The organism is Gordonia lacunae (genome assembly GCF_002149015.1).
Classification (GTDB): Bacteria; Actinomycetota; Actinomycetes; order Mycobacteriales; family Mycobacteriaceae; genus Gordonia; species Gordonia lacunae.
The window spans coordinates 181,722-196,266 of the sequence record NZ_NGFO01000004.1 but is presented as its reverse complement, the minus strand read 5'-3'; the positions used below and the strand labels follow the sequence as shown (position 1 = coordinate 196,266).

The 14,545-nt window shown below is 70.9% G+C and carries 10 protein-coding genes and 1 pseudogene; 4 read left to right on the top strand and 7 right to left on the bottom strand.

Going from position 1 to position 14,545, the window contains the following annotated elements; translation table 11 throughout:
- Positions 1-31: 31 nt before the first annotated feature.
- Positions 32-811, bottom strand: a complete 780-nt coding sequence (locus CA982_RS05310) for a class I SAM-dependent methyltransferase (protein WP_086534295.1) — start codon at positions 809-811, stop codon at positions 32-34.
- A 60-nt stretch (positions 812-871) separates the two neighbouring features.
- Here CA982_RS05310 and CA982_RS05305 point away from each other — a divergent pair, with 60 nt between their 5' ends.
- Complete coding sequence (locus CA982_RS05305; protein ID WP_086534294.1) at positions 872-2,032, top strand: glycosyltransferase family 4 protein; 1,161 nt, start codon at positions 872-874, stop codon at positions 2,030-2,032.
- On the opposite strand, the gene CA982_RS05300 is transcribed toward CA982_RS05305, so the two are convergent.
- Positions 1,980-3,719, bottom strand: a complete 1,740-nt coding sequence (locus CA982_RS05300) for an MmpA family trehalose lipid delivery protein (RefSeq protein WP_086534293.1) — start codon at positions 3,717-3,719, stop codon at positions 1,980-1,982. The two genes, CA982_RS05305 and CA982_RS05300, sit on opposite strands and share 53 nt — an antisense overlap.
- A 14-nt stretch (positions 3,720-3,733) precedes the next feature.
- On the bottom strand, positions 3,734-4,672 hold the full coding sequence (locus tag CA982_RS05295) for an HpcH/HpaI aldolase/citrate lyase family protein (protein WP_086534292.1): 939 nt from the start codon (positions 4,670-4,672) through the stop codon (positions 3,734-3,736).
- A gap of 192 nt (positions 4,673-4,864) precedes the next feature.
- Between CA982_RS05295 and CA982_RS05290 the strand changes: the two genes are divergently transcribed.
- Positions 4,865-6,049: an MATE family efflux transporter gene (locus CA982_RS05290; protein ID WP_086534291.1), complete on the top strand. Its 1,185-nt coding sequence runs from the start codon at positions 4,865-4,867 to the stop codon at positions 6,047-6,049.
- A gap of 164 nt (positions 6,050-6,213) precedes the next feature.
- Entirely contained in the window at positions 6,214-6,684 is a 471-nt protein-coding gene (locus tag CA982_RS05285; protein ID WP_058252228.1) for an SRPBCC family protein, read from the top strand.
- A 12-nt stretch (positions 6,685-6,696) separates the two neighbouring features.
- Here the strand turns inward: CA982_RS05285 and pgfA are convergent, their stop codons facing one another.
- The gene (pgfA, locus tag CA982_RS05280; protein ID WP_143412528.1) at positions 6,697-7,926 is read right to left on the bottom strand and encodes a cell envelope lipid trafficking protein PgfA; all 1,230 of its coding nucleotides are present in this window, start codon (positions 7,924-7,926) and stop codon (positions 6,697-6,699) included.
- A 44-nt stretch (positions 7,927-7,970) separates the two neighbouring features.
- Between pgfA and CA982_RS05275 the strand changes: the two are divergent.
- Positions 7,971-9,089, top strand: a pseudogene (locus tag CA982_RS05275) (acyltransferase family protein); the annotation flags it as partial.
- Between the two features lie 14 nt (positions 9,090-9,103).
- Here CA982_RS05275 and CA982_RS27155 read toward each other — a convergent pair.
- From CA982_RS27155 to CA982_RS05260, 3 genes are all read right to left on the bottom strand, one after another.
- Positions 9,104-13,423 (bottom strand): alpha-(1->3)-arabinofuranosyltransferase, encoded by a 4,320-nt coding sequence (locus tag CA982_RS27155; RefSeq protein WP_425269033.1) that lies wholly within the window; start codon positions 13,421-13,423, stop codon positions 9,104-9,106.
- Positions 13,424-13,543: 120 nt separating this feature from the next.
- Positions 13,544-13,744: a DUF2613 domain-containing protein gene (locus tag CA982_RS05265; RefSeq protein WP_004023745.1), complete on the bottom strand. Its 201-nt coding sequence runs from the start codon at positions 13,742-13,744 to the stop codon at positions 13,544-13,546.
- Positions 13,745-13,819: 75 nt separating this feature from the next.
- The gene (locus tag CA982_RS05260; RefSeq protein WP_086534288.1) at positions 13,820-14,542 is read right to left on the bottom strand and encodes a DJ-1/PfpI family protein; all 723 of its coding nucleotides are present in this window, start codon (positions 14,540-14,542) and stop codon (positions 13,820-13,822) included.
- Between the last annotated feature and the right edge of the window lie 3 nt (positions 14,543-14,545).

Here is a 14,545-nt window from a genome sequence, read left to right as displayed (position 1 = left end):
CCGGTTCCCGGGACCGACCGCAACCGGATCCTCAGAGTCGGCGCAGGACGAGCACGAGATTGGTGCCGAGGACGTCGCGGAGCACCGGCACGCGCATGACCCACCACATCCAGCGCGGGACATAGCGCGGGAACGCCGCGACGAGTTCGGCGCGTCCACGACCGGTCGCCGCGCGGGCCCAGCGCAGGCCATCGGCCGCCGAGACCGCGAACAGCGATGTGCCGTAGAGGTTCTTGGGCGGGTGGCCGTGGCGCCGGGTGTACCGCCGGGCTGCCCGATGGCCGCCGAGATAGTGTGTCAGGCCCATCTCGTGACCGCCGAACGGTCCCCACCAGAGTGTGTAGCTGATGATGACGACGCCGCCGGGCCGCGTCACCCGCAGCATCTCGTCGGCCATCTGCCACGGGGTCGGGGTGTGTTCGACGACGTTCGACGACAGGCAGATGTCGACGCAACCGTCGGCGAAGGGAAGCGCCTGGCCCGACCCGCGGACCGATCCGCGATGCTCGAGCCCGCCGGCGTGCATCTCGGTGGGATCGGGTTCGACGGAGACGTATCGGGCGCCGCGGGCCCGGAAGGCGTCGGCGAAGTACCCGGGGCCGCCGCCCACGTCGAGGACCACCGCCCCGTCGGGCCCGGTCTCCCCGAGGTCGGGTACGAACGCCTCGACCATGCTCGCCGTGTCGGCGGCCAGTGCGCCGTAGAAGCGTGCGGGATCGGACTGCTCGAAGCGGAAGTCGTTCAGCAGCCCGGCGGCCCGGCGCAGGGTGGCGAGCCGGGCCATCTGCGTACCGGAGAGTGGAGTCGTCATCGTCGGGTCACTGTAGTACCCGTACCGACGCCCCGGCCCGGGTCGGTAGGCTGACGGACGATGCGCGCACCGTCGAATGTCCTGCTCCTGTGCTGGCGGGACACCCGTCACCCCCAGGGCGGCGGCAGTGAGACCTACCTGGAACGCGTCGGCGCCGAACTGGCCCGGCGCGGGGCGCGCGTCACCTTTCTCACCTCGGCCTACCCCGGGTCCGTCCGCGAGGAGACACGCGACGGCATGCGGTTCCTCCGCGCCGGCGGGCGCATCAGTGTGTATCCGCGCATGCTCGCGACGATCCTCGGCGGCCGGTTCGGCCTGGGTCCGCTGGCGGGGTGCCGGCCGGACGTCGTCGTCGACACCCAGAACGGTGTCCCGTTCTTCTCGGCACTGGTCTCGCCGGCCCCGACGATCGTCCTCGTCCACCACTGCCACCGTGAGCAGTGGCCGGTCGCCGGCCGCCTCCTCGGCCACCTCGGGTGGTTCATCGAGTCGCGGGTCTCGCCGCGGGTTCATCGCCGCAATCGGTACGTCACGGTGTCGACGCCGTCGAAGACCGAACTCGTCGCGCTCGGCGTCGAGGCAGACCGGATCTCCGTCGTGCGCAACGGTATCGATCCCATCCCGGCCGACGCGGAGATCGCCGTCGAGGCGACCGGCGAGGAGCCTGTGCGCCTCTGCGTCTTGTCCCGGTTGGTGCCGCACAAGCAGGTCGAGGACGCGTTGACCGTGCTCGCACGGTTGCGCCGCGACGGAGTCGACGCCCATCTCGACGTCATCGGCGGCGGTTGGTGGTCGGACGAACTGCACCGTGCCGCAGCCGAACTCGCGGTGACCGAGGCGGTCACCTTCCACGGCCACGTCGACGAACGGCGCAAGCACGAACTCCTCGCCCGGGCCCGGGTCCACCTCATGCCGTCGCGCAAGGAGGGATGGGGCCTCGCCGTCGTCGAAGCCGCCCAGCACGGCGTTCCGACGATCGGTTACCGCAGTGCTGCCGGTCTCGCCGACTCGATCGACGACGGACGCACCGGGTTGCTCGTCGACGGTGTCGACGAACTCGCCAGCGCGACGAGGAAACTGATCGACAATCCGGATGAGTCGGGCCGGCTCGGCCGGAACGCGCAGACCAAGGCGAGTCGCTACTCGTGGTCGGCGACGTGCGACGGATTCATGGCGACGTTCGACGCCGTGTCGTCCGCGCCACGCCGACGCCGGCGCTGATCAGGCCCGCGACGAGCAGTGCGGCCCATGCGAGGTGCGCGCCGGTCGCGATGACGCGGTCGGCGACGTCGGCGGATCGATCCGCCGGACCGGCCACCTGATACAGCCGCAGCGACGGCCCGTCGAAGACCGGGTGCCCGGACTCGGCGAGTTGCGCAGGTGGGGAGTCGTTCTCGACCAGCACCCACCCGACGCCGAGCTCGGCCAGCGCGACCGGTGACCCGCCGGACTCCAGCGCCCGCGTCACGTCCGCGGCGTGTTCTCCGGACGGATCGATCACCTCCCCGTCGACCCGGAGTTCACCGGATTCGACGACGGGCGCACGCATCATCCGCGCCGCGGGATCGAGGGACGGGTCGCGCGCGAAGGGATACTCGCGGACCGTGCCCGGCGGCCACAGGGCGACCGAACCCCGATCCGGCGGCACGATCTCCGCGACCTGCCGCCACTCGTCGGGATAGTCGATCGCGCGCACCGCGCCGCCGACGCCCCACGCGAGGTCGGGGAGCGGTGCCACCACCAGCAGTGCGACCGCGGCGAGCGCGAATCCGGAAGGGACGCGGCGTCTCGCCGCTGCCACCGCTGCCGCGACGCAGACCGCGACCGCCGGGACGAGGAGCGCCGAGAACTTCTGGGTGTCGCGGAGCAACCCGCCGCCGCCGACGTGTTCGACGACGAACCCCAGACCGGTTCGGACCGGCCCGACGGTGCTCAGCAGCAACAGGATCGCGGTGACCGACGCCAGTACGGCGATGGCCCGGACGAGCGGATCCAGCTGCGCGCGACGACGCCACAGGTGGCCGACGCCGACCGCGACGACGAGGAGCAGGCAGATGGTCGCCACCGCGGCCCATCCGATGGTCCGGCTCGCCGGCACCGCGTCGGCGTTCCAGATCCCGCCCAGCGAACCGACCGTGCCCACCGGCCCGAGCCAGGGCTCGGAGCGCAGGCCGAACGCATCGACCCCGGCGGCCGCCGATGTGGTCGGGGCGTCGGTGACCAGGGATGTCAGCAACCAGGGCAGGGTGCTGAGGACCCAGAGCGCGGCGACGACGGCCGTGGGGCGCCGCCCGATGGGACGTGCCAGAAGTGCAGTCGCCAACACGATTCCGGCCAGGACGGACCCGGTGGGCGTCAACCCTGCGACGGCGAGCAACCCACCCAGCTGCAGAATTCGGACGGTGTCCGCTACCGGCTCACCCTGCGGTGGGCGTCGCCGCAGATCCAGGACTGCGACGAGAATCCACCCGAGCGCGGCATACCCGGCCAACAGGCTCCAGTGGCCTTGCAGGAGCCGTTCGGCGACATAGGGATTCCACACCGTGACGAGTGCGGTCGCCGCGGCACCGGTGTGTCCGGCGTCCGGGACCAGCCGGGCCGCCAGACGTCCGTAGCCGACGCCCGCGCAGACCAGGGCCGCGGCGAGGACTGCCAGCACGACGATTCCGCCGTCGACGACGCTGCTCACCATCGCGAGGAACCAGTCCTGCGGGACGGCCCGCGGCGGCAGGTCACCGATCCCGAGCGTGGTGTCCGTGACGTGGGTACGCGGCGTGGACACCGCATCGCGATACAGCAGGTAGCGGTCGCCGACCCCGACGAGACCCGGCAGCACCGGCGCCAGGATCACCGCGGTCGCAGCGACACTGGTGCCGTACAGCGCCGGCAGCAGTCGTCGGGGAGTCACCGCGGCGATGCCCGTCAGAAGTGGTGGGTGTCCGACGGCGCGGGAGCGTGCACCGGATCGTCGTCGTAGTCGGATGCGGTGATGCCGTACGACCGGGCCAGGTCGAGGATCTTGGTCGCCCGCGCGATCCGCGGCAGATCGGAGCCATTGCGGATCTCACCGCCGTCGCGCTCGAACTCGGCGAAGAACTCTCGTGCCCAGGTGATCTCGTCCTGCGAGGGGGACAGGCCCTCGTTGACCTGCGCGCACTGGCCCGGGGTGAGGCAGATCTTGCCGGTCATGCCGAACTCGGCGCTGACCGCGGTCGCCTCGCTGAGCTTGAGCGCACTCGAACCTACCGTCGGGCCGTCGATGGCGCTGGGCAGATGGGCGGCCTTCGCGGCGATCGTGAAACGTGAACGGGCGTAGGCGAGTGTCTGCGGGTTGTCACCGAAACCGGTGTCGCGACGGAAGTCCCCGATACCGAATGCGAGGCGGAACGTGCCCTTCGTGGCGGCGATCTCGCTGATGCGCTCGAGTCCGCGCGCGGTCTCCACGAGCGCGACGATCGGCAGGCCGGGGAGTCGTTTGGCGGTCTCGGTAACGTGGTCGACCGACTCGACCATCGCCAGCATCACCCCGCCGACGGTGGTCTGCGACAGGGCCTCGAGGTCGTCGGCCCACCACGGGGTGCCGAACCCGTTGACACGGACCCAGTCTCCGGCGCCGGGGCCGGCCGTGCCCTCTTTCGGCCCGAGCCAACGGACGACGTTGTCGCGCGCGGAGACCTTGTCCTTGGGGGCCACCGCGTCCTCGATGTCCAGCACGACGATGTCGGCGCGCGAACGGGATGCCGGCTCGAACTTCGCGTAGTGGGAGCCGTTGACCAGCAGCCAGCTCCGCGCCAGCACCGGGTCGATGCGCGAACCGATGTCGGTCGACTCGGTGTCGTAGGTGGGGTTGTCGTCGTACATCTGGGTCTCTCGGTCCGGTGAACACGCGCGATCGGTGGATCTCGCGCTCGGCAACAGCAACCGTCCCATCGTTGCCTATGCACGACTGCACGTGCAAAGCGCATCATGCGCGTCCCGCGACGTACCTCGTGCGCGTCCCGCGCGAGGGCGCCCCGCGCGAAGGCGCGTCGCCGAGGTCGGCACACTTGGTCCATGCAGCAGACGCGCCGGACGACGGGCACGGTCGGCGCCGTCGGGTCGGTGGCGGTCGGTTCGATGGTGGCCAATCTCTGCATGTACGTGGTGCATCTGGCCGCGAGTGCGCACTTCCTCGACGTCAGCGAGTACGGCGAGTTCGCGGTGTTGTTGTCGGCGATGCTCGTGCTGGGCGTGCCGGCGATGGCGCTGCAGAACGTGATCGCCCGGGAGGTCGTCCTCGGTGGCGACGAGGGGCGGCTCCGCAGGCTGGGCCTGGTGACGACCTTCTGGGTCGTCGTACTCACCGCCGTCGCCACCCCGCTGGTCGCGCTGCTGTTGCGCACCGATGTCGCGACGACGGCGGCAGCACTCGCCTCGGCGCCGCTACTCGCGCTCATCGCCGCAGGTCAGGGGATTCTTCAGGGGCGCGGCGAGTTCCAGGTGCTGTCCTGGGTGCTGGCCGCGGTCGGTGTCGCCCGGTCGATGCCGATGATCGGGGCGTTCGCGGCCGGCGCCGGGCCGGCGGGCGGGCTCCTGGCCGGGACACTGGGGGCCGCGGCCTCGGCGGTCGTCGTCTGGCTCGTGGTGTGGTCGGTGGCGAGGGTCGGGCGGCCGGGCCGTGCGCCGTCGGGTGCCGCCGGAGTGCTCAGTGTGGTCCGCGCGTCGCAGGTACAGCTGGTGCTGATCGTCGCCTCGTCGATCGACCTGTTGCTCTCACCCCGGGTTCTCGACGCCGAGGCGGTCGGGGTGTACGCACTCGGGGCGATCGCGACCAAGGTGGCCTTCTGGCTCCCGCAGGCCATCGGCGTCGTCTTCTATCCCCGCCTCGCCGATCCTGCGCGTTCGGCCGCCTCGTTGCGTCAAGCGGTGATGGTGGTCGCCGGGATCGGGATCGTCCTGACCGTGCTGGCCGGTGCGGCCGGTCCGGTCATCCCGCTCGTCTTCGGGGACGGTTATGACGCCCTCGTGCCCATCCTGTGGCTGTTCGCCTACATCGGCGCCGCGCTGGCCGTCCTGCAGGTCGTGCTGCTGTCGGCGATCGCGCGCGACCGGACGCGCGTCGCGCTCGGCACCTGGGTGGTCGTGGGTGCCGAGGTGCTGGTCATCGTGACGGTCACCGGCTCGGTGATCGGGGTGGCCGGGACCGCCGCCGTGGCCGCGACGATCGCCGCGCTGGGGACGTGGGCGGTCGCTCGCTGATTCGTTTCGCCATCGTGGCCACGAAAATCCCGCCCCTGGGAGCGAGCTTGGGAGCGGGGCGGGCCAGTGCTCCTGTGGATCTTGCGGTTCCGGGGGCCGGGACAGCGAACATCAGCGGGCTCCCGGACGTTGCCGAGTGCCCGAAGTTTCGGCAGTGTTGTGTCATGAGCGACAACGAGAGCACACAGGTCACTGTCCAACGCACGATCGAGGCGCCCGTCGACGCGGTGTTCGACGTTCTCTCCAATCCCGAACGGCATCAGGCGCTCGACGGTTCGGGTTTCATCCGCGGCGTGGACCACGCCGATCGCATCCAACAGGTCGGTGACGTGTTCACCATGAACATGTCCGGCGACCACATGGGCGGCGATTACAAGACGGACAACCATGTCACCGGTTACGCCAAGGACAAGCTGCTGGCGTGGCAGACCGCCCCCGCCGGCACCGAGCCGCCCGGGTGGGAATGGCTGTGGGAGTTGGAGTCCCAGGGCCCCAACGAGACGCTGGTGCGTCACACCTACGACTGGTCGAAGGTCACCGACAAGAAGCTGCTCGAGAAGGTCAAGTTCCCGCTCGTCACCGAGCATCAGCTGAACGACACCCTCGGCAGGCTCGCCGCCGAGTCGGCCTCCTGACGCCGATTCCGGTCACTCCGGCTGCCCGCCAACGGTTTCCGCGCCCCTCCGGCGACGGAACCGGGCGGGTAGCCAGGCCGGGTTGATCAGTATCAGTCCGGCCGCCAACGCCACCACGCCCAGGACCGCGGTGCCGATCGGTACGAGCCGGCCCCAGATCAGGATCGGGGACGCGAGATCTGCGGCGAGGTCCGTCATCCGGGTCTGGGTGTCATCGTCATAGGTGAAAGTCGCTCGGAGCTGCGGCAATTCGAAGCCGTCCGGGACGCCGGGTGTGCCGTCGGGGAAGCGGTACACCTCGTCGACGGTGATCGTCGCGTCGACGATGGTGCCGGTCCGGGGATCGACGGCGAGATCCCATGAACTCCGGTGGTGCAGGTTCGCGGTCAACGGGCGACTCGAGTCGCCGACCCCGAACCACGACGCCGGCCGCGTGATCGAGACATTCGTGCCCACGGGCCGGCCGAGCGCCGCGCGCGCGAGATCGGTGTCGGGCACCTCGGCGCGGAACCGGTCGACGTCGCGGCCGTGCACCTCGGTGTCGCCGTCGTGGACCAGCGGCACGGTGGTGCGGGTGACGGCGTCGAAGAATTCCCGATCGGCCGGTTCGGTGTCGAACGGGAGGAGATAGGTGACGCCGCGACGGTCCGGGACGAGGACGGCGGCCTGACCGCTGTCGTACTGGATCTCCGACGCCCCGCGCGCGGCGAGCCGGGGTAGCGCGTTCTTCCGGTCGAGCGTCACCCGGTCCTTGATGGCGTTGACCGTCGCGTCGTTGCACGGTTGCGCCGGATCATCGGTGTCGACGCCGGGACGCGGATCGCCCGGGTCGACCTCACGGTCGTCGATGCGCAGCGCCTGGGCCTGGACAGAGGTGCCGGCCTGCAGGGTCACCCGGTGTTCGTCGGACGGTTGCACCGCGACGACGCGCTGTTGACGGACGAGGTCGGCGCCGACCGTCCGGGCCGAGCGGGTCTCGAGCGAACACCGGTCGAAGATCGTCGCGTCGTCGGCGGTGGCGACGGTCGTGAAATCGGTGCTCAGCGGGATGGTGCGGAATCCGCCGACGAGCAGTGTCGGCAAGGCGATCGTCACGGCGAGCAGAAAGGCGCCGACGAAGATCAGGGTCGGGCCGGCGAGGTCCGCGGCCGACCAGCGATGTGGCTCCGGACGGGTCTCGGTGTCCGACGACAACCCGGCGGACGGCGGCCCTGATCGCGACGAGGAGGACGGCGAGGACATGGAGGCGAGGGTACGCAACGCGTCCCGGCTACCCTGTCAGCAGCATGACCAGCACCGACCCCGATCCCATCGCCCCCGGAGCCGCCGCGGCCGCCGCCGGCTCCGCCCGGCGGTTCTATCCGCAGCTCGAGGGCATGCGGGCCATCGCGGCGATCGGGGTCCTGGTCACCCATGTGGCGTTCCAGACGCGGGCGGTCGAGATCCCCGTGCTCGGACCGGTACTGGGTCGCCTCGACCTCGCGGTCGCCCTGTTCTTCGCGCTCTCCGGTTTCCTGCTGTGGCGACCGTGGGTCGACGCCGCGCATCGCGGGACCGGCCACCCGTCGGTGCCGCGATATCTCCGCCACCGCGTCGTCCGGATCTGGCCGGCGTATGTGATCGTGGTGACGCTGGTGATCCTGCTGCTCCCCGAGGCACAGGGTGCCGACGCCCAGGTCTGGTTGGCGAACCTGACGCTGACCCAGGTCTTCGTGCCGCTCACGCTCACCGCGGGGCTGACCCAGATGTGGAGCCTCTCGGTCGAGATCGCCTTCTACGCTCTGCTGCCGCTCATCGGCTTCGCGCTCCTGCGGCTGCGTGGTCGTCGCCTCCGGGCACGTGTCCCGGCGCTGGTTGTTCTGGCCGCGGTGAGTCTGGGCTGGGCCTGGGTCGGCACCTCGCTGCCCGTGGCCGACGGTGTGGAGACCAAGAACTGGGTGTTCGGCCACCTCCCGTGGTTCGTCGCGGGTCTGGTCCTGGCCGAGATCGCCGGGGTCCTCGACTCGGGTTCCGGACCTGTCCGTTCGGGACGCTGGATGGCGGGGGTGATCCGCCTCAGCGCCAACCGTCCGCTGATGCTGGTCGTCCTCGTCGTCGCCTACGCGCTGGCGTGCACCAGGTTCGCCGGTCCGACGGGTCTCGGCGCGGTCACCGAACTCGAGTTCGCCACCAAGATGGTTCTCGGCGCGCTCTGCGGATATGCGCTGCTCGCCCCACTCGTCTGCAACGACGGTCCTTTCCCCATCCTCACCTCCCGGGTGATGCTGGCGCTCGGGAGATGGTCGTACGGGATCTTCATCTGGCACGTCGCGATCCTGGCGGTGGTCTTCCCGCTGTTCGGCATCGTTCCGTTCAGCGGTGACACCCTCCTGGTGCTGGTGATCACCCTCGTCCTGTCGATCGGTGTGTCCGCGGCCAGTTACGCCTTCATCGAGGAGCCGACGAGGAACTGGCTGCGTAACCGCGAGAGTCGTCGTCGCAACCGCTCGCGCCACGTCTCGCCCGATACACCGGCGTCGTCTTCACCGCCGCCCGACGGCGCGGCGATCGACGGCCGACCGTCGACGGCCGACCAGAACACCAGCCATGCGGTCATCGACACCGCCACCAGGGCCGGCAGCTGAACCCACCACTGGGAGCCGTGGTAGCCGCCGGAGGCGTGCCACGGCCCCGCCGCCAGACCGATCGTCGCCGTCATCATCGCGACGAATGCTGTTGTGACGCCTGCCTTCTGCGGTATCGCGGCGGCGAAGGTGCCGACCAGGACGGCGGCCGCGAGTCCCCACCAGCCCGACACCAGCCACGCCGCGGCGAGGACCGCACCCCCGGCGACGAGTGTCGACCCGCGTCCGGCCGGGACCAGGATCGGGGCCCCGGGCGAGGCGCGGCGCGTCGACGGCCACCACGCGGCGAGGAGCAACAGCACCATCAGCGCCAGCCCGATCACCAGCGACCAGCGGTACAGCGAATCGAACCGGTACGTCAGGTGGATGGTCCCGGCCGCGCCGGCGGGCACCATCCAACCCTGTTGCCAGCCGTCGACGACGACCGGCCGCAGCGAGACCCCGCCGAGCCGCGCCTGCCATCCGGGGTTGGTGCTCTCGGGCACGACGAGTAGTCGTTGCGGACCGCTCTCGACGGTCACCGCACGCCGCACCGCCGACCACTCGCCGACCTCTGGGGAGGTCGACGCCGGTGGCGACACCGGGTCACCGTTCACCAGCGAGACGGCGTCGACGGTGAAGGCGTCGCCGGGATTGACCGACACCTCCTGCTGTCCGGCGGGCAGGGCGAGTCGGCCGTCGCCGCACGGGCGCCCGATCACCGGTTGTCCGGTACGCAGGTCGGACGCGCGGGCGCGCACCGACATCCGGACGACCTGACCCGCGGCGGTCAGCCCGATCCCCTCGTCGCAACCGATCTCGACGATCCGGTCGACGTCCGAACCGGTCGCCGGCGACGGAGACACCCGGACCTCGGCGATTCCCGGTGGTGCGGGACTGGCGAACCCGAGGCTGTTGACGTCGATGAGGTCGGACTGTGCACGAATGGTGATCTCGATGCGGTCGGTGACCGCGGGATCGAGACGGACGATGCCGCCGTCGTCGACCTCGCGGACCTGCTTGCCGGTGCCGAGGTCCACCGCGACCTCGGTGGGAGCGGCGGGATAACCCCGGGGGGCGACGATGGTCAGCGCGTCGACCCGTTGTGCCCGTGGGAGATCGAGGACCAGGGTGGGACTGTTCTCGTTCGCTGCCGCGTCCTCGTCGGCCGGGGAGTCGTCACCCGCTCGCGACGTCCGCTCATCGGGGATCTCCGGTGCGGTCCAGGATGTTCCGGGATCGCCGTCGACGGCGGCCGCGGGCCCGCCGCGGGGGTCGGTCACCGGGCGGGGGCCGTGTGCGGTGACCCGACCATCGTCGGCGAGAAGCCGATCGAGAGCATCGCCGGGTCGGGGCCGCAGGATCGCGGTGGGGGAGACGGCGACATCCGATGGCACCGAGAGTGCGCGCCCGAACACCGCGGACGTCTCCGGGGAAAGGCCGAGTCCCGGTGCGCACCTTGTCATCTGCCGCTCTGGGTCGGAGACGCAGGACGCCCGTCCGGACAACTCCTGATACAGCAGCCACTGGGCGACCTCGGTACCGGCCTCGAGCTCGGGCAGCACCACGCGATGGCGGATGCGCAATGGTGTCGCGGTCCGCAGATCCGACACCGTGACCTCGCCGAGGGCGAATTGGTTTCCGGCCGTGCCGTCGTCGGTGCGGAGCGCGCGGATCTGCACCCAGCGGGTGGCGCCGCTGGGCGCGGTCACCGTCATCGGTTCACCGGGTTCGAGACCCGAGACCACCGTGCTGCCCGCCTCGGTGGTGATCAGTGCGCTGGTGACATCGGGACCGAGGGCCTTGGCGGTCGTCAGGGTCAGTGCCAGGTCGGTTCGCGGGGTCGTGAAGCCGATGCGCATCCATCGTCCGACCGCACTCTCGAGCCCGCCGCTCACCCAGGCGCTCTGCGGATTGCCGTCGAAGGCAGCGGCCGCCGAGTTGGCCGGTGAGGTCTGCCCGGGCTGCACCGCGTCCGCCGCCGATCCCGACGTCGAGACCTCGACCTCGCCACTCCGGTTGTCCAGCAACCACTGCCCGTGTACGAGCGATTGTCCGTCGACGGGGTAGTCGGCGACGGCGTTCTGCGTGCGCCGCGGATCCGACGGAGCCCGGATCGCCGAACTGTGGTCGTCGACGCGGCCGAAGTCGGTCTCCCGGTCGCTGGGCGTGTCGGTCACGATCAACGGGCCGTCGGTGATCCCGGCACGTCGTGCATCGGCATCGAGGACGACCGGTCCGAGCGGCGGTAGTCCCTGACGTGCTCGGACATCGGCCAGTTCGGCGATGGCCTCGGGGCCACCGGCGACTCGCGGGAGGCCCGCGGTGTCGATCAGTCGGGGTCCGGTGTCGGCGGCGGGCGCGCCGGCAGGGTCGACGGCGAAGATCTGCACCGCGGGCATCCCGGGCCGTAAACCGTTGTCGCGCAACACCCCCCTAACGCTCGGCGGCCCGATCCGCGGACCGAACTCGGCCACGCGGCGGAGTCCGGGTGACTCGTCGAGTGCCTGCTGCGCGAGCAGCGGGCGGGCCGACCGTGAGGTCTCGGGGTCGAGATCGGCTCGGAGAACGACGAATCCGATGCCCTGCCCGGCGAGGGTGGCGGCCAGGCCCGGCGAGCCGCGGCCCGCGGCGATCTCGCGCTGGACGGAGTCGAGGGCCCGGATCGCGCCGGGCGGGGTGAGCGGGATCGCGTCACGGACCGCCCACGGGGTGTCGGACAGGGGTTGCAGCGGTTCGTCGCGGGTGAGCCCCCACAGCTGGTCGGCGAACGGGGCGCCGGGGACGACCAGCGCGCGGGCAGGTGGGCCGCCGTCGTCGCGCTCGCTGTGCTCGGCCAGCCAGTCGGCGGTCTGCTGCCAATGACGCGGAATCGACTCGTACGTACCGTTCGGTGCGAGCTGACCGGTCCACATCAGCGACCCGGCGCCGATCACGGCGACGAGCAGGACGATCGCCGCGGCGACCGGACGCGACCGCTGGGGATGGGCGAAGGCGGTGAGCGTCTCCCGCCGACCGGCACTCCCGGGGAGCGGAACCCGCGCCAGCAGGTGCGCGACGCCGAGGACCAGGGGGATGCGGAGCAGCGGTTCGAACTTGTGGATGTTGCGCAGCGGTGCGCCGGAACCGTCGAGGAAGACGCGTACCTGCTCGGCGACCGGCGACCCGAGTTCGCCCGCGTAGCCGACGCACATCACGACGAGACCGACGCCCAGGATGGCGACGAGGCGGCCGCGGAACGGCATGTGCCGCATGCACAGTCCGGCGAGCCCGGCGGCCGCGATGGTCCCGGTCGCCAGAACCGCGGCGGGCTGGGTGACCAGCACCGCCCCGGCGACGCGCTCCGGGGAGACGAACGGCGTCCACGAACTCGCCCCGCGCAACACCTCGGTCAGCGAGGTCCACTGCGTGGTGACCCGGGACGACTCGATGTAGTCCAGGAAAGGCGGACTCACGCGCGAGAGGATCAGCAGCGGGACCACCCACCACGCGCAGGCCAGGGTCAGGCCGGCCGCGGTCCAGGCGCCGAATCGCCACCATCGGCGGTCACGCGGACTGTGCAGCAGCCACCACAGGACGGCGACACCGAGGGCCGCCAGCGTGGCGACGGCATTGACCGCGCCCATCAGTGCCACCGCGGCCGCCGTTCGGGCGGCCGCGCGCCAGAGTGGCGGATCGTCGTCGCCGGCTCGCGTGTCGAGTGCCCGCACCACCGGCAGGAGCACCCATGGGGCGAGCATCATCGGCAGGGTCTCCGACGAGATCGAACCGAGGGTGGTCAGGACCCGGGGGCTCAGCACGAAGACGGTGGCGGCGATCATCCGCGAGGCGGGCGAACCCAGTCGCAGGGTCTCGGCGAGGCGGACGATGCCGATGAAGCCGACGGTGAGCAGCAGCGCCCACCAGAGGCGCTGCACGATCCACGGCGGGACGGCGAGAAGGTCGCCGAGTGCGTAGAACGCGCCGTGCGGGAAGAAGTAGCCGTAGGCCTGGTTCTGCACCTGCCCCATCGGGGCGTTCGGTGTCCACAGGTGTGCGGCGCGGGCCAGGAAGCCCAGCGGGTTCGCGGTGAGGTCGAGTTTGGTGTCCGCGGCGATGCGGCCCGGAGACTGCAGCAGGCAGATCAGCAGTGAGATCGCGGCGATGACGGCGACACCGCGTCGACTCAGTTCGGACTGATCCGGTGGCGGAGGCGGGGTACTCAGTTGCTGCTGCTGTCGATCAGGGGACGCCGGGACCGGCGGCGCGTGGACGGGTCAGTTGGTCTCGCCGGCTCCGCCGCGCGAACCGTAGTCCACCGAGCCCTGGACGAATCCGTTGTTCGGGCTGATGTTGTTCAGATCGGTGGACGGGCTGTTCTCGGAGGCCAGGAACCCGCCGAGGAACACCGCGCCGAGTCCCACCAGGATGCCGGCGACCCCGGCGACGGCTCCGGCGACAAGGCGGTTGTTGGTCATGGCGATGAAACTACCATCGCCGAAGTCCGATTCCGGGTGACACCCGCTGACGCCGGCGGATCGACCCGGCCGCGGTCAGCGCCGAGACCGCACTGTCGTCAGGGTGCGATCCCACAGCAGGCGCGCACTCGTCTTCAGCAGTTCGGGCTTGTCGACGTCGCGGCTGAGCAGCATCGTCGACGTGGCGATCGTGCCGGCCGACGCCTTGGACCGATGCCCGGAGTCGAGATGCGGTTGCGGATCGTATTCGATGACCAGCTGGATCGCCTCGGCTCGTGCGCGGCCGGCGATCTGCTCGGCCAGCCACAGCGCGAGGTCGAGACCGGCGGACACGCCCGCGGCGGTGACCAGGTCGTCGTCGGGTAGCGCGCGCACGATGCGCTCGTCGGACACCGCCTTCGCCCCGTGCAGGGTCAGCGCGGCCATCGACGACCAATGCGTGGTGGCCGGCCTGCCGTCGAGCAGACCGGCCGCGGCCAGTACGACCGAACCGGTGCACACCGACGTCGTCCACTGCGCGCCCGGTCGTACCGCGCGCAGCCAGTCGAGGACCTTCTCGTCCTGCGACGCGGCGAAACAACCGGGTCCGCCCGGCACCAGGACGACGTCCGGTGACGGCGTCTCGTCGAACGAATGCGTGGCGCCGACGACGAGCACGCCCGAGTCGGCGACGACCGGTCCCGGCTCGTGCCAGACGAATCTGACCTCGGCGTCGGGCAGGGCGCGTAGCACCTCGTACGGCCCGATGAAGTCGAGTGCGGTGAACCGCGGGTAGAGGACGATCGCGATCTGGGTCATGAC

Coding starts and splice junctions, on each gene's coding strand:
- CA982_RS05310 (WP_086534295.1), bottom strand. CDS start 811: ATGACGACTCCACTCTCCGGTACGCAGATGGCCCGGCTCGCCACCCTG.
- CA982_RS05305 (WP_086534294.1), top strand. CDS start 872: ATGCGCGCACCGTCGAATGTCCTGCTCCTGTGCTGGCGGGACACCCGT.
- CA982_RS05295 (WP_086534292.1), bottom strand. CDS start 4,672: ATGTACGACGACAACCCCACCTACGACACCGAGTCGACCGACATCGGT.
- CA982_RS05290 (WP_086534291.1), top strand. CDS start 4,865: ATGCAGCAGACGCGCCGGACGACGGGCACGGTCGGCGCCGTCGGGTCG.
- CA982_RS05285 (WP_058252228.1), top strand. CDS start 6,214: ATGAGCGACAACGAGAGCACACAGGTCACTGTCCAACGCACGATCGAG.
- pgfA (WP_143412528.1), bottom strand. CDS start 7,926: ATGTCCTCGCCGTCCTCCTCGTCGCGATCAGGGCCGCCGTCCGCCGGG.
- CA982_RS05265 (WP_004023745.1), bottom strand. CDS start 13,744: ATGACCAACAACCGCCTTGTCGCCGGAGCCGTCGCCGGGGTCGCCGGC.
- CA982_RS05260 (WP_086534288.1), bottom strand. CDS start 14,542: ATGACCCAGATCGCGATCGTCCTCTACCCGCGGTTCACCGCACTCGAC.